This window comes from Paenibacillus sp. YAF4_2 (assembly GCF_052113225.1).
Taxonomy (GTDB): domain Bacteria; phylum Bacillota; class Bacilli; order Paenibacillales; family Paenibacillaceae; genus Pristimantibacillus.
This window is the reverse complement of record NZ_JBFRCT010000005.1, coordinates 289,315-314,951: the sequence shown is the minus strand read 5'-3', so window position 1 is coordinate 314,951 and position 25,637 is coordinate 289,315. Positions and strand designations below refer to the sequence as shown.

Sequence of the window (25,637 nt, the reverse complement as noted above, 5' to 3'; positions counted from 1 at the left end):
GGATTTCATCCACGATAATCGGCCATTGAGGTACTACTCCGCCCCAATGTTGGATTTCATCCAACAGAATCAGGTCTAAAGCATTGTTACTGGGCTATGGGAGCTCATTCTACTGTACGAAATCCAACGTAGGCGAGCATGTGAACGTCCAGCTAACTATTACGTTGGATGAAATCCAACGAAGCGCTTGGGTGGTGCCCCCGGTGCCGCCTAAATAAACAAAAGACGGTACCCTCACAGGCACCGTCTCCCCTTATCCTTCCGCTTTTGCGCTCCTGCGCAAGTAAGCGAAGTATACGATCAAAAACACCACGTACAAGATGCCTGACAACAGGAACATCGTTGTATAGCTCGTCATGGTGACGACAACTCCGAGCAGAATCGAGCCTAGTCCGATTCCGATGTCGAAGAAATTATAATACGTAGCCGTTGCCACACCGCGGCGCTCCGGCTTCACCAGGTTAATAACCCAAGCCTGAAGTGCGGGGAACAAGGCGCCAAAGCCTGCTCCATAGAACACGCCGGACAAGAGCAGCATCCCCATCGAGTCCGTGAAGTACAACAGGACGCTGGCGATCATACATAAGACAGCCGTGGGGAACAATACCCAGAAAGGACCCTTACGGTCGAACAATGGACCACTCACGAACCGGATCAGAACTTCGCTGATCGCAACCACAAGGAAGAAGTATCCGGTATGCTCAATACCGATATCCTTACTAAACAGAGTCACAAAGCTAAGCATTCCGCCGAATGCAAAGCCAACAAGCGACCCTAGAATAGATGGCACAAGCGCCTTAACTTCCAGCACCTCCGACAGTGGAGAAGCCTTGCTCTCTATTCCAGCAGCTGCTTCAGAAATAGCCGCCTCTGCCACTTGAGCGCGAGGCTGCCGAACGAGCAGAGTGAGGACCAAGGTAATGAACAAGAAGATCACTCCGGCTCCGAATAAGCCGAGATAATCATATTGCTCCAGAAGCCATAACCCCATCATTGGTCCAACCGAGAAGGAGACGGCATTGCCCATTGCAAAGTAGCCCATCCCTTCGCCCCGGCGTGTAGCAGGAATCGCGTCGGATACTAACGTGCCGTACAAGGCCGTTGCAATACCAAAGCCAAAACCATGCACAACGCGAAGCACCATCAAGGCAGACAATGATGCTGCCGCGTAATAGCCAGCCATGCCGAGGAGGCAGATGACGACGCCGATCAGAAGCATTTTCCGCTTACCGAACCGTCGTAGTCCAATCCCTATCAGGAGCCTCGATACGACAGCCGAGAAGGTAAACACACCAAGCAGCAGACCGATCTGCGACCCGCTCCCCCCTTGCTCATCTGCGAAGAGCGGAAGCGTAGGCAGCAGCATCTCAATAGCTAAGAATAAGAATAGATTAGAGAACGTCAGCAGCACGAAATTTTTCGTCCAAAGCTTATCCTTCTGCAGCATTAAAATTTACGTTCAATCAATTTGAAGTCATCGTAATGGAAGCCCGGTGCTACGATGCACGATACAAGAACCGGCTCATCGCCAAGCGGGCGAGCCTTCTGCCATTCAGTCGCTGGAACAAGAGCCTGCGGATGCTGACCATTCGCCACATCTCCACCAACAATAATCTCTTTGCGTGTCTCTGGCTCTTCGTCCGTGCCGCCAAGAGTCAGAAGCAGCGGGCTGCCCGAATGCCACAGCCACAGCTCATCGGAATAAACCGTATGCCAATCCGAAGCTTCTCCCGGATGAAGCAGGAAATAAATCGAAGATGCCGCAAAACGTGGACCGGAATACGGTTCACCAAGCACAGCCTGGGGAATTTCAAAATTCGCTTTCCAAATCTCCTTGTACCAGCCGCCCTCCACATGAGGTTTCAAATCTAGTGCCGCTACAAGCGGAGACAGTTCTTTCACAATAGTTGTTGCTGACAATACAGTCCTCTCCTCTCTATTACATTTCTCGACATATTGAGTCAAATGTACTATGCAATACCCTTTCCGTCAATGAATGACCGATGGACAAACGTCCTCTTTCTCCCAAGCCGCCTGCATAAAGATCAGGGGCTGTTCCAATTTGGAACAGCCCCTGTCTATGATCGATATGAACTACGTTATTATTGATTCACGTCTACGTAAGGCTGACCGTCCTTGAAGCGTACTAATCCGATGCAGGTTTCACGAAGCACGCTGGTTTTCGGCTCCGCGAGCCGATGATAGATCAGGTACCATTCGTTCTCATATTCTGTAAGTGAAGCATGTCCTGTACCTACCGCGTTGACTGATACAAGCGTCATCCGGTTATTCTCAGGCACCTCGTAAGGACCCAGAATATGATCGCTGAATGCATAAGCAATCTGGTATCTTGGATCACGCGTATCATAATTGCTCCATGTGAGCCAATAACGGCCATCACGCTTTTGCATATGCGGTCCTTCATTATATACCGCAATGTCGCCCGCAATGGCATCGCTGCCTTTGGCGTTATGGATCTGCACGGACAATTGCACCGGTTCAGATTTGAACGTCGTCATATCGTCCTCCAGCGGAACAATCCAGCATTTCCCTTGCCCCCACAGCAGATAAGGCTGCCCATCGTCGTCGACGAATAAATCGGCATCAATAGACTGGCAGTTGTATTGATTACGCGTAATAAGCGGACGGTCCAGCATATCCTTGAATGGTCCAAGCGGAGAATCGGAAACGGCGACGCCAATCTGTGCCTCAGCAGAGAAATACATATAATATTTCCCCTTGTACTTGGCGATGCCAGGAGCCCATGCCTGCTTGTCAGCCCAGCTGACATCATTTAAGTCTAGCGCCAGATAAGGCCCGTCCCAGTTAACGAGATCCTTGCTGTGGAACACATGAAACTTCTCATACATCCAGCCGGCGCTGTCTTTGGTCGGATATAAATAATAATCGTCGCCGTCGCGCAGGATAAAGGGATCTGCCCAGAAACCAGACAGTATCGGATTGTTAATTTGCATGCTGTTTCTCCTTTTAATGAATACTTATTCCTTTACGGAGCCAAGTGTAATGCCGTGTACAAAATAGCGTTGCAGGAATGGATAGATGATCAGAATCGGCAGCATCGTCACGACGATTTTGGCTGCGTTAAACGTACGCTGGGAGAAGTTAATCAAATCCTCAGGTCTCGTGGAAGACGTGATCGATGGAGCAACCACCAACTGCTGGATATACGTTTGTAAGGGAATATTATGCTGTTTGTTCATTAGAATCAAGCCGTCAAAAAACGCGTTCCAGTGGCTTACGATACTAAACAGCGTGACTGTTGCAATAGCCGGCATCGCCAGTGGAACTGCGATCGTAATGAGCGTGCGCCACGGGCCTGCACCGTCCATTTTAGCCGACTCGTTAATTTCCTTCGGCAAGCCGCGGAAGAAATTCATCAGCAAAATAACATTAAAGATAGGAACGGCCGTCGGGAGCACAAGCGCCCAGATCGTATCCGTCAGATGAAGGCTCTTCACAACCATATACCATGGTATTAGTCCGCCTGTGAACATCATCGTGAATACAATAACCCACATATAAATGTCTCTGCCACGGAATTCTTGTCGTTCCCTAGCAAGTGGATAAGCCATCAAAATCGTTAATACGAAATTGATTGCCCCACCAAGCAGCACCCGCTTAACCGATACACCAAAGGCGTCGAAAAACCGGCTGTCCTTAAACATGTATTCATAGGAATAAAAGGTGAAATCGACAGGAACCAGAGTGACTGCGCCAGATGCTGCTGCCGACTTTCCGCTAAAAGACAAGGACACAACATTGACCAGTGGCAGCAAGCATAGCAATGTAATGAGCAGCATAACGAGCGTCAAGATAATATCAGTAGTCCTGATTCCGCGTTGACCTGTGAGCGGCATGGGACACTTCCCTTCTAGTTACAATAATGCATTCTCTTTGGTGTCGTCGTGCTAGAAAATGCGATAGCCTGCGAACTTGGCAGCTAATTTGTAGGAAACGAAAATCAGAATGAACCCGACAACCGACTTCAGCGCTCCTACCGCAGTAGCTAAACCATATTGATATTGCACAAGTCCGATACGGTATACATAGGTGTCGATAATGTCTCCTGATTCATAGACCAAGGGATTGTAAAGGTTATAGATCTGATCAAAGCCTGCGTTAAGAATATTGCCGATGTTTAGTGTTGATACGAGAATGATCGTCGGTAAAATACCCGGAAGCGTGACGCTCCAAATTTTGCGAAGCCGTCCAGCCCCATCAATGGATGCCGCTTCATACAACGAAGGGTTAATCGCCGTTAAGGCCGCTAGGAAAATGATCGTGTTAAAGCCAAATTCTTTCCATACATCACTCAATACAACAACTACCGGAAACCATTTATTGCTTCCCATGAAAAAGATCGGTTCGCCCGTAATGGCAGTCACCACTTGATTGACAATACCGTTCTGGGAGAGCATGTCGTTCAAAATACCTGCTAGAATAACCCATGAAAGAAAATGCGGCAAATAAATAATGGTCTGCATCCATCTTTTCAATCGGCTAAAGATAATTTCATGAAGCAGCAACGCGGTGGACACCGGGATGAACACATTCATAAGCATTTTCATGACAGAGATAAAGATGGTATTGAAGAAAATGGTCTTACTGTCATCGAGCTCAAACATATACTTAAAATTTTCTAAGCCAATCCACTTGGAGCCAAATATCCCTTTGACGGGAATAAAGTCTTGAAATGCAATCGCCATTCCAAATAGCGGAACTATTCCGAAAATAATAAGGAGGATCATGCCCGGCGCCAGCATCAGATGATAATGCAACGTATTTCTGGAATCTCGCAAAGCTCCCACTCCATCCTTAAGCAAACTCTAATTTCACCGGAACTAAGCGGAACGCTTGATATCCGCCAAGTCCCGGTGCCCTGCCTTATTTGTTACTTTGCTGCTTCAGCGATTTCTTTCGTAATTTGATCGCCGCCTTGCGACTTCCATTTGTCTACGAACGAATCAAATGATTCCACCGGCTCATTGCCCATAATGATCTTAAGGAAGGTTTCATCCTCCAGCTTGCGAAGGTTCGCCCATTTGGTGCGCATCGTATCGGTCTGATCGTAATAGATGCCAACCTTGCGATTGATTTTATCGTCTTGAATCAGCGGAAGAGCGCCTGTCAGGAACGCATGTCTTTGCGACCAAGCAGCTAAATCTTTTTTCGGATTTTCTTTATCCTTCAAGTAAGAATTATAAATTTGCTTCGCCTCGCCTTGCAGGGTATCTGCATTAGCTTTACCGTCGATAACGTCTTGAACGAGCTTTGCCTTCTTCTCTTTATCGTCATAGTTGCTTAGAAGCAAGGAGAACGGCATGTTCATCCAGTTGTAGCCATCCTTCTCTACGATACCTTCGCCTTGCAGCTGATCGGCATCAAATTGCATGTTTAACGTTTTCAATACCGCCTCTGGATGCTTGAAGCCTTTCTTCACGACCAGATATCTTGTTGTCGGAGAGGCCATATGCGTATTCATTTTCCCCTCTTGGCTGAGCGGCGACAGGTACGATACCCATTCCGCTTTGGAATCCTGTGCAACGGAATCGGCTAACATGCCAAACGGCAGCCACCATGGTCCGAAGAAAATACCTGCTTTGCCGCTGACGACAAGCTCATTGACCTGCTCGTTTTTCTTCACGGCGAATTCCTTGTCAATTACACCTTCTTGCACCCAACCTCTGATTTTGGCCAAAGCATCCTTCACCTCAGGCTGAATCGAGCCATAAACGGCATTGCCGCTTGCATCCTCGGTCCATAGCTGCGGGTATGCGTTATAAGCGCTGAAGATGGAATCAAAGCCAAATACGCTCGTACCGATGTTAACGATCACTTGATTGCCCAAGAGACCAACGGACCCTTTTTTATCCATAAAGGTTTTCGTTACGTTAATGATGTCATCCATCGTTTGCGGAGCTTCCAACTGAAGTTCGTCCAGCCAGTCTTGACGAATCCACAACATGTTTTGCGCATCTGCACCCGGGCTCACGTTAGGGAAGGCCATAAGCTTGCCATCAAATGTTGAAGACGCAAGACTGTAGCCATCCGTGGAATCATAGGCCGCTTTGAGCGCCGGCGATACGAAGTTCTCGTAAGTAGAGGTCAGATCCTCAATCAGGTCTGCATTTACCAATTGAACAAGCTGCTGCTTGTCTACAACCATGACATCCGGAATATCGCCGGTCGACAGCGTTAGTCCAACCTTCTGCATGTAGGAGTCACCCGTTGCCTCCCATTCATTGGTATACTTCACGTTCAGCTTGTCTGCGAAATAGCGGGTCAGCTCATTATCTTCAATCGTCGAACCGCTTGGCAGCTTCGGATCAACCGCAGCTTCCTTGCCGATGCTGATCGTTACTGTCTCTGACATTGGCGCGTAAGGATCAGCAGGTTCAGTTGTCCCTCCAGCAGAATTATTCCCGCCTGTGTTATTACTGCTGTTATTTGCATTACCGTTATTGCCTGAGCATGCAGTCAGCACCATCAGTGCACAAACGATTAATATGCTTAATGTCTTTTTCATTTCTGCTTTCCCCCTGCATATCGTTTATTGTTACATCCCCAGTATAAGCCTGTTTTGCGGATGTAAGGGTCGGACCGAGGTTCACAACTAGGTGTGATTTTGTATCCGCTCTCATCAGGGATATTTGCAGCTAACAACATTAGTCTACGTTCTGGCTAACAAACTTCTTACCCCCGAGCACTTCTTTACTTCTCCCATTGCTTCCGGAAGTCTGAGGGCAGTACTCCAATTTCCTGTAAAAACAGCTTACTGAAATATTTCTCATCCTTGAAGCCGACGTGCTGAGCAATTTGATAGATAGGTGTATTCGTGTGCACAAGCAGCTTCTTCGCTTTGGACATCCGAATGTCAGTGACGTAATCATTAAATGACTTCCCTGTTACATTCTTGAAGCATTGGCTGAAATACGTCCGGCTCATATTGGCAATGCCCGCGATCTCACTTTGACTGAAATCCATCTCTTCCTGTTCATGCATGTAACGAATCGCTTTATAAATAACCCGCAGGATATCGTCGCTATATTTGGTCTTGCATACCATGCTACGGAGCTTATCTCTCTCCTCCTCAAGCACTGCCCTCCATTCCTCCCACATGCGAAGCGGCTCCAAACGAAAGATTAGCTGCATCGACCATTCAAGCATGAGCAGCCAGCGGCCATTCTCAAGAAAAGCCGGGAACAGCAAGCTCTTCAGCTCACTCATCGGCAATCTCATCGCTGCTGTATCCTGTAGCAAATCCTCGTATGCCTCATTACTATAGATCCATTCCTGACTGTTCCATCGAGAACTAAGCTGAGCCTTCTCCGGGTTCAGAGATTCTTTCTCTTCGTCCGCCTTCCACTCCCAAAAGTTAAGCATTTTCGTATAATCATATAATAAGCCTGTAGCCAGATAGCCATGCAGCTTGTCGACCGTATCACTTAACGATACATGGCCTAAGCCGTGCACCAGCACCGGAAGGCAGTTGGCCTGTTTAATATCGTTAATCAATGACTGTTCCTCTAATTCTCCAAGGCCGTCCAGCGAGAGAAACCAGCAACGTCTCTCTAAATAGTGAATAACATGGCTTGCAGAAAGCTTTTGGACCAATTGGCCTGCTTTCTCTTCGTCTTTAAGTTCAAGAACAACCATAACCCGGTCGAATACCTTCGCCTCATGCGAGATTCGTATTTTCACCTTATCCTCATAGCTGTGTGCAATGCGTTCCAGCACATCATCCATCACGTCGGTTTCCAGATCGTTTTTGACGATATAATCAATAGCTCCGAGCCTAATTGCCTTCTGCGCGAACGAAAATTCCTCGTGGCAGGATAACACGACTACCGATTTGGCCGGGTATTTTTCATTGATTTCCTCGATCAGCTCAAAGCCTGACATCTCCGGCATCATTAAATCCGTAAAAACAAGATCAACCTCGAGCGTCTCGAGCAGTTCTAACGCTTTTCTTCCGTTCCCCGCTTCGCCGACGACCTCCATATGATATTTTGCCCATGGCATAATTGAGATCAATCCACGCCTGACCAGCTTCTCATCGTCTACTATAATGACCTTCATTGCTCCGTCGCCTCCTTATGCATAGGCATGTGAATAGATACAGTTGTACCTTCGCCTATTTGGCTGTTTATTTTCAAATCGCTGACACCACCCGTAAAGTTACTCAATGTCCGCACGACATAATTAAGGCCGATTCCCAGACCCGAAAGGTTATTTTTCCGCGTATCCGACTCCAGAAGCTCCTTGATTTTCTCCGGACTGATTCCGTTCCCGTTATCCTTAACCATTAGAACCAGCACTCCTCCCTGCTCCTGTGCAGTGACCTCGATGATCCCCTTCTCGTCCATCATTCCGTGATATAAGGCATTTTCCACGATCGGCTGTAAAATAAAGCGCGGTAGCGGCGTCTCCAGAAACGGCTCTGGGATGAAGTATCGTACATCAAACTCGAAGTCGTATCTAATTTTTTGCAGCTCAACATAATCGTTCAAGGAGTCTATCTCATCCTTCAGCGAAACGATGGTGCCGTCTTTCGCCAAATTGTATTTCAACACCTTGGTGAATAGCGACAGAAACCGGTCGATCTCATGCTGACCCTTCAGTCGTGCAAGCCATTGGGCTGTATTAAGGGTGTTGTACAAGAAATGAGGGTTGATCTGAGCCATCAGCTTCTCCATCTCAATTTCCTGCTTCTCACTCGCTTCCTTCGCCACTTCTCTAATCAATCTCTGAATTTTAAATTGCATATCACTAAAGTTTTGAATGAGAAAATCAAACTCCCGTAATCCCGTCATTTGAAAATTGTCATTGGGTTCCTGACTGATGACGGCAGATATACCCTTGCGGATGCGGTGCAGCGGTGCGATAACGACCTTCCATGTCCGAAAGGCAGCCCAGATGCTGATCAGCAGCCCCAGCACAACGATGTAGGCATATTTGACGAACCAATCACGAATCTCCTTCTGGTATTCGCCCTTCTCAACAAACACACCAAGTCTCCACCCTTGACTGCCCGTCACCTCGTGAAAATAGTATCGCTCCATCGATTTTGCATCATAAGTGCTGCCGATCGGAGTCAGCTCAGGTTTGTCGCTATAGAGAATGGTGCCGTCATTATTCATAAGCAAATGAGATACATTCATCCCGTATTGCTCTTTGTTCAGTATATTTTGAATGACCTTCACATTCGTTTCCGCATACACGATCAGAGGGTTATTGGGATCTGTGATGCCGCCTACGCTTCGCACAATGGAGAATACAGAAATGTCATTATATTTATAAAGAGTTAAGTGCGGGCCATTGAAGACATGGTCGGATTTGACGGAGAGTTTCGGCAATCGGTCAAAATCGGGGTGCAAATCTCGGGTTATATAATTGTTATATTGGATTTCTCCAGTGATCGTATCATAATAAAAAACTAATCCTATCGTTGGATTCGATGCATTAAGAATACCCATATCACTTTGAATAGCCGCTACCAGCTGTGACTTCTCATAATTGTCCTCACTCGCTTGCAGCGCTTCCACATCCTGACCCACAAAGCCCTGGTAAGACATTTGCTGAGACACATCATAGAGGTTTTGTAACGTCTCCTCCAAAGAACCGCTTACCCGCTGTAAATTTTGCTCGATGCCCTTTTCGATTTTGTTAGTTAAAATATTGTAAATCGAATACACCGTCAGAATACCAACTAGGACCAGCGGGATAACGGAGCTGACCAGCAGTGTCCAGTAAAGCTGACCACGCAGCGTATCCCAGCCGAAGAACCGCTTTATGTATGAACCATCTCTCTCATCCATCATTTCCACCTGCTCGTGATATATTTTGAACAACCACACTATATCACAATTTGCCCAAACACAAATGTTCTACATGACAGCACAAAAAGGCGCACAGGTGGAAACCAGTGTTATTCATTCTTTCATTTGCAACAAAAAATCCCCCATGAATGATTCACGGGGGATTACCTTTATGACATTATATCTTGCCAAACTGCGCTTGATGCAGACGGCTGTAAATACCACCTGTCGCCACAAGCTCTTCATGGCGGCCTTGCTCGGAAATTCCGTTCTCGGTCACGACCACGATGCGGTCGGCATTCTTAATTGTTGCGAGACGATGCGCAATAACAAGTGTTGTCCGGCCTACGGACAGCTCAGCGAGTGACTGCTGAATCGCTTGCTCCGTCTCGGTATCAAGCGCCGAAGTCGCTTCATCAAGAATCAGGATCGGCGGATTCTTCAGGAACATCCGGGCAATCGCCATACGCTGCTTTTGGCCGCCGGACAGCTTCACGCCCCGCTCCCCAACAACCGTATCTAGTCCGTCAGGCTGGGATGCAATGAACTCTTCCAATCTAGCACGGCGTGCTGCCTGCATGATGTCGGCTTCAGAAGCGCCAAGCTGGCCGTACGAGATATTATCACGAATGGTACCTGCAAATAGGAACACGTCCTGCTGAACAATACCGATCTGCTTACGAAGCGATTCCAGCTTCAGATCACGAAGATTATGACCATCAACGGAGATGCTGCCTCCACTAATTTCATAGAAGCGAGGAAGCAGACTGCAGAGTGTTGTTTTACCCGCACCGGATGGGCCTACGAAAGCAACCGTCTCTCCTGCTTTAATCGACAGGCTGATATTATCGAGTACCTTCGCTTCGCCTTCATAGCCAAACGACACATTACGGTACTCAATATCACCATGCAGACGGTCAACTTCCTTCGCATTAGGAGAATCCGCTACATCCGGCTCTGTCTCGAGCAGCTCCACATAACGGCGGAAGCCTGCGATCCCTCGCGGATAGCTTTCGATAACGGCATTAATTTTCTCAATCGGCTTGAAGAAAATGTTGGTCATCAGGACGAAGGCTACGAATTCGCCATACAGCAGATCGCCTTCAATAACATACCAAGTACCGGCCAGCAGCACGAACAGCGTAACGAGTCTCATCAGGAAGTATGTGATGGACGAGTTCATCCCGATGATTTTGTAAGAGATCAGCTTCGCTTGACGGAACCGGCTGTTGTTGCCCTCGAACAGCTTGCTCTCATGCTTCTCGTTCGAGAACGCCTGAACGACGCGAATACCACCAACGGTATCTTCTACGCGGGCATTAAAGTCCGCCATGTCGCCAAACAAGCGATGAGTAGCCTTAGTCATTTTTCCATTGAAATAGAGAACGAGCAAAATAATGATCGGCACAACAATGAACGTCATGATCGTCAGCGGCAAATTAATAAATGCCATAATGCCAAACGCACCAATCAGTGTCATCGCCGCAATAAACATATCCTCGGGACCATGATGGGCTACTTCCCCGATCTCGAACAAGTCGTTCGTCATACGGGAGATCAGATGGCCAGTCTTCGTATTATCGAAGAAACGGAAGCTCAGCTTTTGCACATGCTCGAACAGCTTCTTCCGCATATCCGTCTCAATATTGATACCTAGCATATGCCCCCAATACGTAACGACGAAGGACAAGAACGTATTCAACACGTAGACTGCAAGCAGAATCGCACATGCGCCAACGATATACTTTAGGTTCCCTTCCGGAAGAAGCTTATCAATAACATGGCTGACAGCCAGCGGGAAGCATAATTCCAGTACGGCAAGAATGACCGCACAGCAGAAATCGAGTAAGAATAACTTGCGATAAGGCCTATAATAAGCAAAAAACTTCTTAAGCATTTGGTTCTCCTTTATTCTAAAAATATTAAGTGTCTATATACTCGGGTCCCGCCAATCACAAGCTCGTATTAATGACTTTTGTGTAGAATGTGTACATCGTTCTCATCCCCTTATTGCCAAGCTATTTTTCTACTTCCGATTGCAGATCCGCACGAGTCGCCTTGACGTAAATCATCGTTGTCTCCAGTCTATCGTGTCCCATAATTTGCGCCAGGCGATGCAACGGGGTGTTTGCTGCCATCATGTATCCGAACCGGTGCCGTAGATCGTGAGCGCTCAATCCTTCGAGCCGCGCCGATTTCATGTATTTTTTAATCGCATGGCGTAAAGCTCGTTCGGTTAATCGATCGCCAGTTTTCTCCGATGGAAACAGATACGGACTATCCGAAGGAAGGACTGCGAGATATTTTTCTAACGCAGCTCTGCAGGTAGCGTTCAAAGGTACTTCCCGTTGTTTATTCCGTTTTCCAGATCGTACCGTAAGCTGACCGTTGTGTTTACCGATTTGAATATCTTCGAGAGCCAGATCGCATACTTCCATTGTTCGTAAGCCGGTGTGAAGCATCACGATAAGAATCGTCTGATCCCGAATGGAACCGCCGTGTTCTGCCGCAGCGATCAATGCAGCTTCTTCTTTGTCTGTCATCTGCCTGGGACTTACCTTTTCTTCCGGAAGCAATTTGACCGGCTTCGCAGGGTCGCGGCGAATCTTTGATTCCAACAAAGCCCATTCAAAAAAACGTTTCAGGGTTATAAGCCGCCGGTTAATGGTCGCCGGTTTCAATTCCATTACTTTTTGAGTGGCTTCCCGGTATCGTGTTAGTGTTGGAGTAACCACTTCTTCAATTCGAAATATCACTTCTTCCTCTTGGTGGCCGGAAGTCTCAAACCAACCGATGAAGTGTTTCAGATCGCTTGCGTATTCCTTTAGCGTTTTGGGATTCAAATCTTCGTTGGTAGTGAGAGCGTGAATGAAGTCGTGAATCGTCTGCTCCCCCTGTTTAGAAATCCCGGTCGTTTCACTCATTAGCGAGACCTCCAAATATTGACTTACATTAGCGGACATGGTATTCTTATCTTAACCAATACATTAGCGGACATCAAGTGCGAATTCTGAATATGCCTAATAACCCCTAATCTTAATTAGTGGCCATTGAAATGATTGTGTTTTATAAATTTAATTTTTGGAGGAATCCTATGCAAACAGGTACAGTTAAATGGTTTAATGCTGAAAAAGGCTTCGGTTTTATCGAGATTGAAGACGGAAACGATGTATTCGTTCATTTCAGCGCGATTGAGGGTGATGGTTACAAGTCGTTGGATGAAGGTCAACGCGTCCAGTTCAATGTGACCCAAGGCAATCGTGGACCACAGGCTGAAAATGTTTCTAAACTTTATTAAATCTTTAGAGCTGCCCTAAACATGGGTAGCTTTTTGTTTATTCCTGCTTTTACATCTATGCACGAGGACTGTCATTTTCGTAATTAAAACAATATAAGCGGAGGTATCGTAAATGAACAAAGAACAATTGATCGAAGATGTGGCTAAATCTAGTGGATTTTCAAAAAAGAATGCTGAAAAAGCAGTAACGCATGTGCTGGACTCGATTTTCGAAGCACTAAAGCAAGGCAAAGAAGTTCAACTAGTTGGCTTTGGAAAATTTAATGTCCGTAATCGTGAAGCGCGTCTGGGAAGAAGCCGCATAACCGGTGAAGAGGTGGAACTTCCGGCAGGTAAAGTTCCTGTATTCACGGCAGGAATCACTCTGAAAAAAGCATTAAATTAAGCTTAATATCACCAAATGCTAATATAAAATAAAGATGTTACAACATCAGAAAAGCGGTTTTTTATAAGTACACATGATTCGAACGTTAGTGTCGTATTTTCTACCATGGATGACATTATTAATTTTTATACCAAACAGAGTTTGCAGAGAAAAGCAGCCAATCTGAGCAATTTAAAGAATGATACAAGCAAGGAAAGGGATGATTTATCATTATTTACAACCGACCAGTAAGGACAATTAAGAAGAGTTCGTGGTTGATAATGATTTCCTGCGTTTTTTCTTCATTTTTCTTCACTGTTTGGGGGGGATGCCTTTTGTTTGGTTGCCTCCTTTACTTGGCCTTTTCGAATCGAAAGGTCAGAAGCCACATGGTGAGTTTAGGAAATTCATTGCTGCGAGTGGTTTTCAAGAAAAGCAGATTGCTATGAAATCGCTTCATGAGCCTGCAGGCGCTTCGATACCGACTGTGGAAGAACGAGAGCAGCAAAAGATTTGTGGGGTTTCGGGGTCTCAAAGGATAAACAAGTGGCAGATCGTAGTTTTTGCGATCTGCCTTATTTCATTGCCTGTTTCAGTAAACAATTATACAGGGTTTACCTGAACCGCAGCCTGCTTGCCGCTCAGCTGAATTCCTGACTGTTTGGTGCCATAAGATTTGAGGTCGGTAAGCAGCTGCTCCAGCAGCTCCTTCGCCTTCGCTCCCTCTTTGCCTTGTATACGAATAACAAGCTGAACGGCGTTGCCGGATTCGAGCAGCTTCACGGCCTGCCGCTGCTTCGTCTCATAATCATGCTGCTCGATATCTACGCTAAGCCGAAGCTCCTTCACTTTTGCCGGCTGATCCTTCAACCGCTCTTCCCGCTTCTGCTGGCTGGCCTGCTGCTTCGCACCACCGCGAATAATCAGCTTACATGGCGGCGGGCTGCTCATCAGCGATTCGCATACGAGATCCACCTTCAGCTGCTTCGCCATAGCAAGCGCCTCATCCCGCGACACGATACCAAGGTCTTCACCGTCAAGACCGGTGAGACGCACCTCGGCTGCTTTTATTTTCTCATTCATAATCATCATTGTACTTGTAACCCCCGTCTATGATCTGTTAGATCTCTACTGTTGCTGTCGAACTGTTTGATCCGCTTGATGAGCCGGCACTCGCTTTCATAGTCGTCTTCTCCATAAACTTCTTCTGTCTCCACCGTTTCAGCACCCATAACCCGCGAAGATATTCGTCCAGTATCATACAAGCATAAATGCCGACGAGCCCCCAGCCAAGTGTAATGCCAAATATATAGGAAAGAACAGTAGCAATCAGCGTCATGGAAGTGACCGATGTCCACATGACATACCTTGTATCGCCAACGGCGTTCAGCGCATTACCAATGCCCATGTTGAGCATTTTACCAGGCTGCAGCAAGAGGTTCATCCCAAGGAGCGTTCCCCCTAGCGCGATAATCTCCGGATCCTTCGTGAAGATCTCGAGCAGCTTGCCGCCAATCAGATACAAGACCAGCGCATTCACCGTCACGATAGCAAGCCCAATCCATAACGCACGGTACGAGGTCTTATAAGCATCCTGCACCTTACCTGCGCCGAATAGATGGGCGATCATAATCTGGAGTGCCAGTGCAAGGGAGTACCCCAGCATGAAGCAGAACGACTCTAATGTATTCATATAAGTACGTGCCGACAGCTCATTGGCCCCAAGCTGTGCGATATACGTATAGATCAATAATTGAGAGAACACCCAGCACGACATGTTAATGCCAAGCGGCCAGCCAATCTTCAGTATCTCCTTAAACAGCTTGCGATCGAACAGCCTGAAGTCTCTTAATATAATCTGGCGTTCGAAGGCGCTAAGGAACATCACCAGCAGCACAATAATCGCCAGCAAGCGGCTGATGTCTGTCGATAGAGCTACCCCTTTGAGTCCCCACTCCGGAAACCCGAATTTGCCGAAAATAAAGGAATAGTTCATACCGACATGAATGATATTCATGCCAATGGCTGTATACATCGGGCCTTTCGTATTGCCCGTATTACGAATCGCATTACTGAGGGCCGCCATAACCGCAACCAGCACCATCCCGCCGCCAACGATCGAAATGTACGTTTTCGCAAGTGGCATTAATTCCTCCGGAAGCTGCAGCAGCGAAGCAATCTGCCCCGGCATCAGGTACAGCAGCACGCTGATCCCAACACCAATGATGGCGCTGACCTTGACGGACATAATCGCGATCGTTCTGGCATCTTCGTTTTGCCGTGAACCAAGCCGCTGCGCAATCAGAATACCTGCCCCGCTCGCTACCGTCATGAACAGTGTCATTAAAGCGCTGAACAGCTGGGTGGAGAAGCCAACAACGGCAACCGCATTATCTGAGATCTTGCTGACCTGCAGGGTATCGGCTGCCCCTAATAGAAATTGTAGAAATAACTCAATAAAAATCGGCCAAGCAAGCATCCATAGCGAAAACTTATTTCGTTCACGCTTTTGCATGATACAAATCCTCCCGAGCGCTGCAGCCGATAAAAAAAGGTAACGGCAACCATATACGCCACTATAATAGTAAATTCGAATGTCTTTTCATATTATAGATGCTATACTTCGGATATTGTATTAGTTTTACAACCGATACTTTCAAAATTCAAACCTCCATGAGGCTTATAAAAAAGGTGCCGCTATGACACTATTTCACTTTACCGTTCCACCCCTTCCGCACTATATTGCTTCCGGCTACACCAAGACGTCTGCAGGGTTCAAGCATCCAAGCCGGCATCGGATTCAAGTCTTCGATCTGCTTGTTGTGACGGAGGGCTGTCTCTTTATGGGGGAAGGCGATTCATCGTTTGAGGTACGGGCTGGAGAGGCTTTAATTCTAGCTCCGGATAATCATCATTATGCGACAAAAGCATGCGAGGAGGCCTCCGCCTATTACTGGCTTCACTTCCAGACAACAGGACGCTGGGCCGCTTCGGAGGAATATGCGCCAAGGATAATCCAGGGCCGGGAGCCCCATGGTTTAAATCCCCAAATTTTCACTACGCAAACTTTCATTAAACAGGTTCCGCAATACACCAAGCTGCTACAGCCGGCCAAAGTGATCGAGCAAATTCAGCAGCTGATGGAGCTTGGCCATGGCAACCATCTGAGCAGTGTAAGCTGGAAGCAGCAGCTTATTTTCCAGGAGATTATAGAGCAGCTGTCAGCCTCTATCGAGATGCAAGGCTCGACGCCTACCTCACAATGTGCAGAGCTTGCCGCTTCGTACCTGAGGAAGAATTACCGCGAGGATATTACCGCTCAGCAGCTTGGCGAGAGTATCAACTTCCATCCGGTCTACATCGCCAGATGTATGCAGAAGGAATTTGGCTGCTCGCCCTTCGACTTCCTGCTCCGCTTCCGGATCCAGCAGTCGAAGCTGGTGCTTCTGCAGACGAATTACACCATCGCACGTATTGCCGAAGAGGTCGGCTTTAACTCAGCGGCTTACTTTACGTCTTGTTTTGCCAAATACGAGGGTATCAGCCCGCGCAAATACCGCCAGCGCTTCTCACACGGCTGACGGTATATTCGATCCCTTGGATCGCAATTGCTACTGCTGATGCGACTTAATAAGCTCCATCTTAACCTGCCAAGCCTGCTCGCTGAGATGGACCGGATAGAGATCCGGATTCAGCTTGCGCAAAATCTCCGGTCGGAACAAACTAAGCTGCTGCTCATGATAGCTGCGAATTTGCTCCAGCGGAGGCAGCTCGTACACAATCTCACCTTTTACAACAATAGGCTTCAGGAGCGGCACCGCTTCATAATCGTTCACATAGCGATGGATATACGGATGAACCGGGTCAAACAGCTTGATCCGCCCGCCCTGCTGCATATCCGTCTCATGATGAAGGGCAATATAATCCGCTTCCGCAAGACCTGTACTGCGGTTCATAATCCGGTACACATCCTTCTTGCCGGGAGCGGAGACTTTCTCAGGATTAGCCGAGATCTTAATAACCGGTATGTATTCCCCGTTCCGCTCACGGGCAGTCAGCTTGTACACTCCGCCAAGTGATGGCTGATCAGCCGCTGTAATGAGCTGCGTACCAACGCCCCAAGTATCAATCTTGGCTCCTTGAGCTTTCAGGTTGAAGATCAGCGTCTCATCCAGATCATTCGAAGCGACGATCTTCGCATCCTGCAGTCCCGCTGCATCAAGCAGCTTACGAGCTTCCTTGGAAAGGTAAGCAAGGTCGCCGCTGTCGAGCCGAATACCAGCCAGCCGTTTGCCTACGCTCTCGAGCCAGCGTGCCGTCTTAATTGCATTCGGCACCCCGCTCCTCAGCGTATCGTAAGTATCAACGAGAAGGGTTACGCCATCAGGCAGAGCCTGTGCATACGCAAGGAAAGCTTCCTCCTCCGACTCATGCCCCTGCACCCAAGAGTGAGCATGTGTACCTTTCGTTGGAATGCCAAACATCATCCCCGCATGCATATTCGAAGTCGCATGGAAGCCCGCAATATAAGCAGCCCTTGCGCCCCATACTGCCGCATCCGCCTCCTGCGCCCGGCGCGTCCCGAACTCCAGCAAGATATCACCTGCTGCTACCTGCTTAATCCGGGAGGCTTTTGTCGCGATCAGCGTCTGGTAGTTCATGAAGTTCAGCAGAGCTGTCTCAATAAGCTGCGTCTCGAAAATCGTTCCCTCTACCCGTATGATCGGCTCATTCGGGAAGACAAGCGAGCCTTCCTCCACCGCATGGATCGTGCCCTTGAATTGGAACCGGCGCAGCACCTCGAGGAAAGCCGGATCATAATTCTCCTCCTGCTTCGCCAGATACGCGAGCTCCTCTTCCCCAAACTGTAGATGGGAGATGAAATCCACGATCCTCTCCAGCCCAGCGAAGACCGCATAACCATTGCCGAACGGCAGCTTGCGGAAGAAAGCCTCGAATACCGCGCCCTCGCCATCCGTCCCATTCTTCCAATGCGCATACATCATATTAATCTGATATTTATCGGTATGAAGCGTTAAGTTATTTGCACTATTCACTGCTCGTGTACACACTCCCCAAGTAGAATCTCTATTCCCAGCATATCCATTTCCAGCAAAAACAACAGCCTCCCGCTTCAATCAGCGAAAGGCTGCTGCCTTTAGAACTTTCTGACGAACCGGTATTCCGATCGGCGCCGTCTGCGATCCAGGAAATAGCTAATGGTGATACAAACAATTAGGCCAATACAAGCACCTGTCAGATCTACGATGACATCCGTCGGATTTCCCGTTCGTCCGACCTTGCTCAGCTGGTTCCTCTCATCCATTGCCGCCGTTCCACCCGTCAGGATTAGTGACATGATAACCGGCAGCACCATCTGTCTTCGACCCATTAGCGAACGAATCAACATATATAATCCAACGCCCAGTACTGCGTACATGAACAAATGAGCTCCTTTACGGAAGAAGAACTCTACGAACCCATAAGGGTCTTCCTTAGCAACAACCGTATCCCCACGATACGTAACCGATGTATTCGGAAGAGACTCTGCTAATTGTTCTTTCGTTACCCATTTATTCAATGTTGGCTTAATACTTTGCTGATTATACGACTCCGATGACAATGTAAAGATGAGAAACACCCAACAAAACACAACTAAAATCCATATTATGGTTGATTTTCTCGAATGACTAAGCATACTAATACCATCTCCTTCAACTTACACACTTGCCCCCGAGGAATAATTATCCTGTCTATTTGTTCGGTATTGTATCAAATTATCGAGGGAAAGGGAAATCCGCCGGACAAATCTATTAAATCGTGACTACAGTAATGTTAAATTGATCTAAAAGTCCTATAAACTCTTGTTTTCAACATCCATTCTTTGGTATTATAAAAGTATGAGAAAACCTGTATCGATGCCTTTCGAAGATGAGCGACCGCGGTTAAAGGTTGGTTTTATCGCCAATTAGAATTTCTAGTTTCGAATATATCTCGAAACTAATAAATTCTAATGTGGTGAGAAAAATGTTAGAGGAGGTTAGAGAATGGCTGGTTATTTAATGTTCTCCGAGGTTTGGACACCATTCAAGATGGTAGGCATCCGGGTATTTAAAGACGAGAACGGCGCCTTTTGGTACAAATACAGAAATAACAAGCGCTCACGGCTATTCAGATAACTCATACACATACACATACACATACACATACATACATGCACTCATAAACACAAAGACACCCCCGACAGCGTAAGCTGCTGGGGGTGTCTTTATAGTGACTACATTCCTTTTACAAGGTCCATACCTGATTTAAGATCAGCTTCGAATTGCGCCTTAAAAGCATCAATAATCTCAAGGCTATATCCATACTTCGTGAGTTCAGTAGTCGTATCTGCTACAAGCTTATTGAAATCAGCCGTGCATTGAGCCACGGTTTGATTAGCAGTTACTTTAATACTTGCTTTAGTGGCATCATCACCCGCCTGATAAGCAGGAATCATAGCCAACAATGTGTTTGCACAGTTTGTTTCAAGAGCAGTAAGTTTAGCAGATCCTGCCGCTTCGATTGACGCTTTAGTAGGCTTCGTTTCACCAGATGGATCCGTGCCACCTGTTCCTCCACCGGTATTACCGCCAGTCGTGCCTCCACCAGCTTGCGCCGCTTTGTATGCCGCGGATTCACCAGTGATGCTGTTTGTCTTTTGATCCCACTTAATATCTGTACCTACCGCTTCGGACATGAATCGAACTGGAACATAAATCGTACCGTTGTTGATATAGAGAGATTGACCAGCTGGAAGCGACTTCGATTGACCATCAAATACAAGGGAAGCTTGAACCGGCTTGATTGTTAAGCTCTTACCAGCTTCCGGCTTCTTGCCACCAGCTACCGCACCTGCAAGCAGCTTCGCAAGAGATTCCTTCTCCGCAGCAGTTGGCTCGGATACCGTTACTTTAGATGTCTTCTGATCCCATTTCACTGATTTCTGCAGCGCGTAAGAAATGAAACGAATCGGGATATAAGTACGGTCTTGATACATGAAGGCATATTGTCCTTCTGGCAGTAAGAGTGATTGTCCGTCAAACTTCAAGCTAACGGCCTGTGTCTTGATATTGACTGAGGTACTTTCACTTGCAGCACCTGCCGTAAGTGGCAGGACGGTACATAATGCTACAATTAAGAGCATTAATGTGTAATGGCGTAGATTTTTCATCAAATTGATTCTCCTCTTATTTATGATTTAATAGCTTTAGCAATGGCACTGATTGCGGACGCCCGTACACTTTGCTTATTTGCTTCGTACTTGGCATTCCAATCCGGCATCGCAGAGCTATCAATACCTGCGTCAGCATAACTAGAAGCCGCTTGGCTCATGATACCCTGGAACTGTGCATCACAAGACCCCTCGGCCTCCACGACTTTCCCTAAGAACTTACTCTGCAGATCGGCTAAGGATACGCCATCTGCACTTCCGACAATTTGATTCAAAATGGCATTACTCTTGGCTTTGCAGGTGCCGGATAACGAGTTCAGCTTAGCCTCAGTTTGCGAATCAATTACTTGCTTCGTTTTCTTCTGATCCGAAGCGAGCTCTACGGTTGGCTTTTCCACCGGCTCGGCAGGCTTTTCTACTGGTTTAGTAGGCTTATCTTCCTGCTTAGTGCTCGAGTCAGCCGGTTTCGTTGAACCATTTGAGGACTGCTGGTTCATCTTTTTCCAAGCTTCACTATTCTCTTTCATCTTCTCAGGATCTCTTTCCCCTACCCATTCGATTGGATAATCAGGATTCAATATATTAAGTCCAATACCATATTCCTTGGTGATTGATCTCAACAATTCTATTTCCTCATCAGAGAGCTTAGATAATAACAACTCGCGCATTTCCGTTTTCTCTTCGACAGAGAGATCATAAGTAGCATTACCCTGCAGATAAGAGATCTGCTTCAAGCTAAGACCAGAATTAAGTAGTATAGCCGCAACATCAAGGGCATCGGCACTATCGATCTTTTGCCCACCAATCAGCTGACTCGCCTTCTCAACAGGCTTTTCGATAATAGCCGGCAACTTAGCTCCTGGCTTCTCACCAGAATCAGCAGTTTCGCTACTATGACGTGAGGCAATATCCTCAATATCAATGCTCTTGATATAGTAATAGGCTATTCCTGTGAAGATCAAAGCCACAACAACAAAAAATGAAGCGGTACCTATTACCCACTTCATCCACGGTTTTAGCTTCTTCTTTTTTGTTTTTTTCTGAGACATATCCTTAATGACCTGCCTATTCATAATTTTAGAAGGATAAGATCGGATTCGTTTCTTTCACACCATTGTTCATCTTCGGACGACCAATCGAGTAGTAAGCGAAAGGTGTTGCCTCCAACTCTTCTTCCTTATAGATATTTCTACCATCAATGAGATTTGGCGTCTTCAGCCATTTCTGAATATCCGTCAGCGGAATATCGATAAACTCTTTCCATTCGGTCAGAATACATAGCGCATCTGCACCTTCAGCAGCATCCTGCGCTGATTCGCAATATTCCACTTCGGAACGGTTAAAGATTTTCTCGAAATTATTAGAAGCAATTGGATCATAAGCTTTTACTTGTGCTCCCCGCTCCAATAAAGCTTCAATAATCTCAAAGGCTGGCGCATCCCGAACATCATCCGTTTCCGGTTTAAAAGCTAATCCCCAAATACCAATGGTCCGTCCAGCAACATCCCCTAATAGATCATCAAGCTTACGGATTACATTAAACCGTTGATCACGATTGACTTCCACGACGGACTTCAGCAGCTTAAAGTCATAATCCATCTGCCCAGCAATTTGAATTAGTGCTTGCGTATCTTTCGGGAAGCAGGATCCACCGTATCCAATGCCGGCCTTCAAGAAAGAAGAGCCAATACGCCGATCCATCCCCATACCCTTCGCAACTTCCTCCACATCTGCCCCTACCTTCTCGCAGATATTGGCGATTTCATTAATGAAGGAGATCTTGGTTGCAAGGAATGCATTCGAAGCATATTTAATCATTTCCGAGCTTCGGACATCTGTAATCGTAATTTGATCGGTTAATGGTCTGTGTAACTCAGTAAGCAGCTCCGCCGCTCGATCACTTACCGTCCCGATAATAATCCGGTCAGGGTTAAGCGTATCCCGTACAGCTGTTCCTTCACGCAGGAATTCTGGAACTGAGGCAAAATCAAATGCTGCTACGGCATATTTCCGAATAATGTCCGCAACTTTTTCATTTGTCCCAACTGGCACAGTGCTTTTCACAACTACTACTTTATAATCGTCAATAGCTCGCCCGATTTCTTCTGCCGCCTGTTCAATGTAAGCTAGGTTTGCTTTTCCATCCGGTAATGATGGGGTTCCTACCGCGATAATAATAATCTCTGAGCTACTGACTGCAGCAGCTAAATCTGTCGTGAAGGATAAACGTCCTGCGGCTGTATTGCTTGAGATTAGTTCCTTAAGACCCGGTTCGTGAATTGGGACTTCGCCATTATTCAATAATTCAATCTTTGATGCTGCATTATCTACACAGATGACCTCATTGCCAAGCTCAGAGAAACAAACCCCCGAGACTAAGCCAACATAACCGGTACCAATAACTGCCAGCTTCATCCTCACCCACTCCTTACAATTTGATCGAGGTAAGCAACAATTTGAGTGATCTCGTTCCTTTGCTGCTTATCTGCAAATAAGTACTCTCTATCTATAAGGTTTTGCATATTACCCTCTATTAACTGCTCCCACTCTACCAATCGATAGGGATGAATAGACCGAAGAGCTCGAAGCGTGTTCTCATCTTCCTTCATCGAACTTCGATGCAATAGGATCAGTGGTTTCTGGAGTGCAACGGCTTCACCAACTGTGCTCCATCCAGGCTTGCTTATAACAACATCCGATACTGCTACGTAATTCTGTGACTCTGTATAGGAGATTGGTATAGATATGACATTCTTATGCTTGACCCTCATATTGCTCGATACAATAAAGAGATATTCTTCATTTGTCCAAAGCTTCATCTCGGCAAGGTCCTGTACATTTATACTCATTCCGATGCCGAAATAGACGACTCTCTTCTTATTACCAGGGTTAATCGTTTGTTGAATCCTAACAACTTCGTGCCCATCTTTTTCCCTGCTGAAGAATCCAGCTTGCAAAGAACCTTTCCTGCCCCATTCCGGTTCATCTGCCCCTTCCAGGCGGATGAAGTAATCCATCATAGCGTACGCTTCATGCAGCGGTAACAAAGCGGACTGTTCAATCATCGCAAGATAAGCGGTATACCAAGTGAAGTTAGATAGCCCAACTGATGTCACCCCAGCCTTATCTGCTGCTATAAAAGCAATTGGAGAAATGTCCGAGATAACGAGATTCACTTCGTTCGTATATAAAAAATCCACCTCTCTCGCAACTTCTAGAGGTAGATTTGTTACATACTCGTTGAACTTTGTTCTAAACGCAGACAAGTCGGGTTCAATGGTCTCAGGCTTTAGGACATAGCCAACTTCCGAAGCACACCTTCGATAGTCAATCACTCCTTGATGTTCGAGCAATGAAGCTTGCAAGAAAGACAACACATTGTCCGAGGAACAAATGATAATCCGATAACTGCTGCTTGCTTCTCGAATTAAGCTACGAATAACAGCGATACTGCGAGTAGCATGACCATACCCATAGTCAGAAATATAATAGGCGATTGTCTTCATTATTTTATCGAAATACTAAGGCAGTTTTCGCTCATCTCCGACCATGACGAATATAGCTCCATAACCTTGTCTTCGTCCGAGTAGCCGCTATGAACAACTATCATCTCCATGTCCGTAATGGCCTTCAGACCATGCAGAGTCTTCATCGGAATATGCAGCACGTTGCCAGCCTTCACTTTCATTGGAACTCCGTTCTGAACGAATTCCCCTTCACCTTTCACAACGGTCCATACTTCTTCTCGATATAAGTGCATGAGATAACTAAGATTTCTGCCCTCTTTAATTGCAATCCGTTTCGTAATAACTGTACGGCCATCATCATAACGCTCGTCATCCAGAATTCGCGCCCAGCCCCACTCTCTTTCCTCGAACATGGGACCTTGATCATAGTTAATGAAATCTTTAATCCGTGGGCTAGCACTCTTATCCGTAACGAGAATACCGTCTGGACTAACGGCAACAACTACATTGGATACCCCAAGAATGGTAACCGGGATTTCGAGTTCATTTACCAGATGAGTATTGATACAGTCCTCACTGATCGTCCCTCGTCCGATCTGGTTCTGCCCCATCTCTTCCGTTAACGTGTTCCATGTGCCAAGGTCCTTCCAATAACCATCATAAGGTACCACCACGATGTTATTGCTCTTCTCAACGACCTCATAATCGAAGCTTATCTTAGGCAGCTCATGATATTGCTCTACAAGCTGCTCGTATTGTAATGGATATCCCTTCTCCTTAAGGATGTTAATGAGATAACCCAACTTGAAGGAGAATACCCCGCAGTTCCATAAAGCTTGTTGTTCAATTAATCCGACAGCCGCTTCTTCAGAGGGCTTTTCTTGAAAGTGACTCACTTTCAATACTCCATTAGCTGACGAATGCTTCTGCTCAGGAATTATGTATCCGTACTTTGCGGAAGGGTACGTCGGCTTCACTCCAATAAGAGCTAAATCAGCTTGTGTTGTCTGGATAGTGTCCTCTAACTGTTTAACGGCATAAAAAAAGTGGCCCTCTACGTAAGGGTCCACTGGTAAGATTGCTATAACTTCATCCAAATCTACTTTGGCTACAGAATATAAATAAGATGCCGTTAAGGCTATAGCAGGGAAGGTATCTCTTCGTTCAGGCTCAATAATTAGCGGTACAGATGACCCGATTTGATTATGCATCATTCCAATCTGGGCTTTGCCGGTTGCAATATAGCTAGTATCCGCAAAACCGCTTTTGCTTATCTGTTCCCATACACGCTGCACCATGGAAACGAGTTCTTGATCTTCGTTCTCGAGAACTTTTAAGAACTGTTTAGATCTAGCATCGTTAGAAAGCGGCCAAAGGCGTTTGCCTGATCCTCCGGATAACAGAACTAATTTCATTTCATCCCTCCGATAAGAATTCTCTAGCAGTACAGCCATAT

24 protein-coding genes are annotated in these 25,637 nt (G+C 46.6%); 5 read left to right on the top strand and 19 right to left on the bottom strand.

All coding sequences use genetic code 11. From position 1 onward, the window contains the following. Nucleotides 1–253: 253 nt before the first annotated feature. The 10 genes from AB4Y93_RS14485 to AB4Y93_RS14440 all read right to left on the bottom strand — a co-directional run bounded on the left by AB4Y93_RS14485 (nucleotide 254) and on the right by AB4Y93_RS14440 (nucleotide 12,763). Nucleotides 254–1,447: an MFS transporter gene (locus tag AB4Y93_RS14485; RefSeq protein WP_441893067.1), complete on the bottom strand. Its 1,194-nt coding sequence runs from the start codon at nucleotides 1,445–1,447 to the stop codon at nucleotides 254–256. After that, nucleotides 1,447–1,905 (bottom strand): cupin domain-containing protein, encoded by a 459-nt coding sequence (locus AB4Y93_RS14480; RefSeq protein ID WP_441893319.1) that lies wholly within the window; start codon nucleotides 1,903–1,905, stop codon nucleotides 1,447–1,449. Before AB4Y93_RS14480 ends, AB4Y93_RS14485 begins: the two co-directional genes overlap by 1 nt. Nucleotides 1,906–2,102: 197 nt before the next feature. Continuing rightward, the gene (locus AB4Y93_RS14475) at nucleotides 2,103–2,975 is read right to left on the bottom strand and encodes a family 43 glycosylhydrolase (protein WP_441893065.1); all 873 of its coding nucleotides are present in this window, start codon (nucleotides 2,973–2,975) and stop codon (nucleotides 2,103–2,105) included. A gap of 24 nt (nucleotides 2,976–2,999) precedes the next feature. Continuing rightward, entirely contained in the window at nucleotides 3,000–3,878 is an 879-nt protein-coding gene (locus tag AB4Y93_RS14470) for a carbohydrate ABC transporter permease (RefSeq protein ID WP_441893063.1), read from the bottom strand. A 51-nt stretch (nucleotides 3,879–3,929) separates the two neighbouring features. After that, nucleotides 3,930–4,820, bottom strand: coding sequence for an ABC transporter permease (locus tag AB4Y93_RS14465; protein ID WP_441893061.1), 891 nt, complete (start codon nucleotides 4,818–4,820; stop codon nucleotides 3,930–3,932). A gap of 92 nt (nucleotides 4,821–4,912) precedes the next feature. Beyond that, nucleotides 4,913–6,547 carry an extracellular solute-binding protein gene (locus AB4Y93_RS14460; protein ID WP_167278425.1) on the bottom strand — a complete coding sequence of 545 codons (1,635 nt, stop codon included), beginning with the start codon at nucleotides 6,545–6,547 and terminating at the stop codon, nucleotides 4,913–4,915. Nucleotides 6,548–6,732: 185 nt separating this feature from the next. Beyond that, nucleotides 6,733–8,100, bottom strand: a complete 1,368-nt coding sequence (locus AB4Y93_RS14455) for a response regulator transcription factor (protein ID WP_441893058.1) — start codon at nucleotides 8,098–8,100, stop codon at nucleotides 6,733–6,735. Continuing rightward, complete coding sequence (locus AB4Y93_RS14450) at nucleotides 8,097–9,842, bottom strand: cache domain-containing sensor histidine kinase (RefSeq protein WP_441893056.1); 1,746 nt, start codon at nucleotides 9,840–9,842, stop codon at nucleotides 8,097–8,099. The genes AB4Y93_RS14455 and AB4Y93_RS14450 overlap by 4 nt, the downstream gene beginning before the upstream one ends. A gap of 175 nt (nucleotides 9,843–10,017) precedes the next feature. Beyond that, a complete protein-coding gene (locus AB4Y93_RS14445) occupies nucleotides 10,018–11,736 on the bottom strand; it encodes an ABC transporter ATP-binding protein (RefSeq protein ID WP_441893054.1) in 1,719 nt (572 codons plus the stop codon). 121 nt (nucleotides 11,737–11,857) lie between these two features. Beyond that, complete coding sequence (locus AB4Y93_RS14440; protein WP_441893052.1) at nucleotides 11,858–12,763, bottom strand: tyrosine-type recombinase/integrase; 906 nt, start codon at nucleotides 12,761–12,763, stop codon at nucleotides 11,858–11,860. Nucleotides 12,764–12,933: 170 nt separating this feature from the next. Between AB4Y93_RS14440 and AB4Y93_RS14435 the strand changes: the two genes are divergently transcribed. The 3 genes from AB4Y93_RS14435 (at nucleotide 12,934) to AB4Y93_RS14425 (ending at nucleotide 14,123) form a co-directional block, all read left to right on the top strand. Then, a complete protein-coding gene (locus AB4Y93_RS14435) occupies nucleotides 12,934–13,137 on the top strand; it encodes a cold-shock protein (RefSeq protein WP_120460923.1) in 204 nt (67 codons plus the stop codon). Nucleotides 13,138–13,249: 112 nt separating this feature from the next. Then, nucleotides 13,250–13,522, top strand: coding sequence for an HU family DNA-binding protein (locus AB4Y93_RS14430; RefSeq protein ID WP_091188432.1), 273 nt, complete (start codon nucleotides 13,250–13,252; stop codon nucleotides 13,520–13,522). 250 nt (nucleotides 13,523–13,772) lie between these two features. After that, nucleotides 13,773–14,123 (top strand): hypothetical protein, encoded by a 351-nt coding sequence (locus AB4Y93_RS14425; RefSeq protein WP_441893049.1) that lies wholly within the window; start codon nucleotides 13,773–13,775, stop codon nucleotides 14,121–14,123. Here AB4Y93_RS14425 and infC read toward each other — a convergent pair. Together infC and AB4Y93_RS14415 are read right to left on the bottom strand one after the other, a co-directional pair. Beyond that, entirely contained in the window at nucleotides 14,105–14,593 is a 489-nt protein-coding gene (gene infC / locus AB4Y93_RS14420; protein WP_441893047.1) for a translation initiation factor IF-3, read from the bottom strand. The two genes, AB4Y93_RS14425 and infC, sit on opposite strands and share 19 nt — an antisense overlap. Before the next feature lie 28 nt (nucleotides 14,594–14,621). Beyond that, a complete protein-coding gene (locus AB4Y93_RS14415) occupies nucleotides 14,622–16,016 on the bottom strand; it encodes an MATE family efflux transporter (protein ID WP_441893045.1) in 1,395 nt (464 codons plus the stop codon). A gap of 184 nt (nucleotides 16,017–16,200) precedes the next feature. On the opposite strand from AB4Y93_RS14415, the gene AB4Y93_RS14410 reads away from it, so the two are divergent. Further along, nucleotides 16,201–17,082 carry a helix-turn-helix transcriptional regulator gene (locus tag AB4Y93_RS14410; RefSeq protein WP_441893043.1) on the top strand — a complete coding sequence of 294 codons (882 nt, stop codon included), beginning with the start codon at nucleotides 16,201–16,203 and terminating at the stop codon, nucleotides 17,080–17,082. A 30-nt stretch (nucleotides 17,083–17,112) separates the two neighbouring features. On the opposite strand, the gene AB4Y93_RS14405 is transcribed toward AB4Y93_RS14410, so the two are convergent. Then, complete coding sequence (locus AB4Y93_RS14405; protein WP_441893041.1) at nucleotides 17,113–18,558, bottom strand: nicotinate phosphoribosyltransferase; 1,446 nt, start codon at nucleotides 18,556–18,558, stop codon at nucleotides 17,113–17,115. A 101-nt stretch (nucleotides 18,559–18,659) separates the two neighbouring features. Continuing rightward, nucleotides 18,660–19,199 carry a VanZ family protein gene (locus AB4Y93_RS14400; RefSeq protein WP_441893039.1) on the bottom strand — a complete coding sequence of 180 codons (540 nt, stop codon included), beginning with the start codon at nucleotides 19,197–19,199 and terminating at the stop codon, nucleotides 18,660–18,662. Between the two features lie 349 nt (nucleotides 19,200–19,548). Between AB4Y93_RS14400 and AB4Y93_RS14395 the strand changes: the two genes are divergently transcribed. Then, nucleotides 19,549–19,680, top strand: coding sequence for a hypothetical protein (locus AB4Y93_RS14395; RefSeq protein ID WP_441893037.1), 132 nt, complete (start codon nucleotides 19,549–19,551; stop codon nucleotides 19,678–19,680). Nucleotides 19,681–19,778: 98 nt separating this feature from the next. Here AB4Y93_RS14395 and AB4Y93_RS14390 read toward each other — a convergent pair whose 3' ends face one another. The 5 genes from AB4Y93_RS14390 to AB4Y93_RS14370 all read right to left on the bottom strand — a co-directional run bounded on the left by AB4Y93_RS14390 (nucleotide 19,779) and on the right by AB4Y93_RS14370 (nucleotide 25,596). Next, complete coding sequence (locus AB4Y93_RS14390) at nucleotides 19,779–20,714, bottom strand: stalk domain-containing protein (protein WP_441893035.1); 936 nt, start codon at nucleotides 20,712–20,714, stop codon at nucleotides 19,779–19,781. A 20-nt stretch (nucleotides 20,715–20,734) separates the two neighbouring features. Beyond that, nucleotides 20,735–21,763 (bottom strand): hypothetical protein, encoded by a 1,029-nt coding sequence (locus AB4Y93_RS14385; RefSeq protein ID WP_441893033.1) that lies wholly within the window; start codon nucleotides 21,761–21,763, stop codon nucleotides 20,735–20,737. A gap of 28 nt (nucleotides 21,764–21,791) precedes the next feature. After that, a complete protein-coding gene (locus AB4Y93_RS14380; RefSeq protein ID WP_441893031.1) occupies nucleotides 21,792–23,129 on the bottom strand; it encodes a UDP-glucose dehydrogenase family protein in 1,338 nt (445 codons plus the stop codon). Nucleotides 23,130–23,131: 2 nt separating this feature from the next. After that, a complete protein-coding gene (locus AB4Y93_RS14375; RefSeq protein WP_441893029.1) occupies nucleotides 23,132–23,914 on the bottom strand; it encodes a glycosyltransferase in 783 nt (260 codons plus the stop codon). A gap of 305 nt (nucleotides 23,915–24,219) precedes the next feature. Next, nucleotides 24,220–25,596, bottom strand: coding sequence for a sugar phosphate nucleotidyltransferase (locus AB4Y93_RS14370; protein ID WP_441893027.1), 1,377 nt, complete (start codon nucleotides 25,594–25,596; stop codon nucleotides 24,220–24,222). Between the last annotated feature and the right edge of the window lie 41 nt (nucleotides 25,597–25,637).

Bases quoted from the DNA above. Each gene is read 5' to 3' on its own strand.
- AB4Y93_RS14400 (WP_441893039.1), bottom strand. From the start codon at position 19,199: ATGCTTAGTCATTCGAGAAAATCAACCATAATATGGATTTTAGTTGTG.
- AB4Y93_RS14370 (WP_441893027.1), bottom strand. From the start codon at position 25,596: ATGAAATTAGTTCTGTTATCCGGAGGATCAGGCAAACGCCTTTGGCCG.
- AB4Y93_RS14440 (WP_441893052.1), bottom strand. From the start codon at position 12,763: ATGAGTGAAACGACCGGGATTTCTAAACAGGGGGAGCAGACGATTCAC.
- AB4Y93_RS14460 (WP_167278425.1), bottom strand. From the start codon at position 6,547: ATGAAAAAGACATTAAGCATATTAATCGTTTGTGCACTGATGGTGCTG.
- AB4Y93_RS14475 (WP_441893065.1), bottom strand. From the start codon at position 2,975: ATGCAAATTAACAATCCGATACTGTCTGGTTTCTGGGCAGATCCCTTT.
- AB4Y93_RS14435 (WP_120460923.1), top strand. From the start codon at position 12,934: ATGCAAACAGGTACAGTTAAATGGTTTAATGCTGAAAAAGGCTTCGGT.
- AB4Y93_RS14410 (WP_441893043.1), top strand. From the start codon at position 16,201: ATGACACTATTTCACTTTACCGTTCCACCCCTTCCGCACTATATTGCT.
- infC (WP_441893047.1), bottom strand. From the start codon at position 14,593: ATGATGATTATGAATGAGAAAATAAAAGCAGCCGAGGTGCGTCTCACC.
- AB4Y93_RS14445 (WP_441893054.1), bottom strand. From the start codon at position 11,736: ATGCTTAAGAAGTTTTTTGCTTATTATAGGCCTTATCGCAAGTTATTC.
- AB4Y93_RS14450 (WP_441893056.1), bottom strand. From the start codon at position 9,842: ATGATGGATGAGAGAGATGGTTCATACATAAAGCGGTTCTTCGGCTGG.
- AB4Y93_RS14385 (WP_441893033.1), bottom strand. From the start codon at position 21,763: ATGTCTCAGAAAAAAACAAAAAAGAAGAAGCTAAAACCGTGGATGAAG.
- AB4Y93_RS14455 (WP_441893058.1), bottom strand. From the start codon at position 8,100: ATGAAGGTCATTATAGTAGACGATGAGAAGCTGGTCAGGCGTGGATTG.
- AB4Y93_RS14415 (WP_441893045.1), bottom strand. From the start codon at position 16,016: ATGCAAAAGCGTGAACGAAATAAGTTTTCGCTATGGATGCTTGCTTGG.
- AB4Y93_RS14485 (WP_441893067.1), bottom strand. From the start codon at position 1,447: ATGCTGCAGAAGGATAAGCTTTGGACGAAAAATTTCGTGCTGCTGACG.
- AB4Y93_RS14395 (WP_441893037.1), top strand. From the start codon at position 19,549: ATGGCTGGTTATTTAATGTTCTCCGAGGTTTGGACACCATTCAAGATG.
- AB4Y93_RS14380 (WP_441893031.1), bottom strand. From the start codon at position 23,129: ATGAAGCTGGCAGTTATTGGTACCGGTTATGTTGGCTTAGTCTCGGGG.
- AB4Y93_RS14470 (WP_441893063.1), bottom strand. From the start codon at position 3,878: ATGCCGCTCACAGGTCAACGCGGAATCAGGACTACTGATATTATCTTG.
- AB4Y93_RS14390 (WP_441893035.1), bottom strand. From the start codon at position 20,714: ATGAAAAATCTACGCCATTACACATTAATGCTCTTAATTGTAGCATTA.
- AB4Y93_RS14430 (WP_091188432.1), top strand. From the start codon at position 13,250: ATGAACAAAGAACAATTGATCGAAGATGTGGCTAAATCTAGTGGATTT.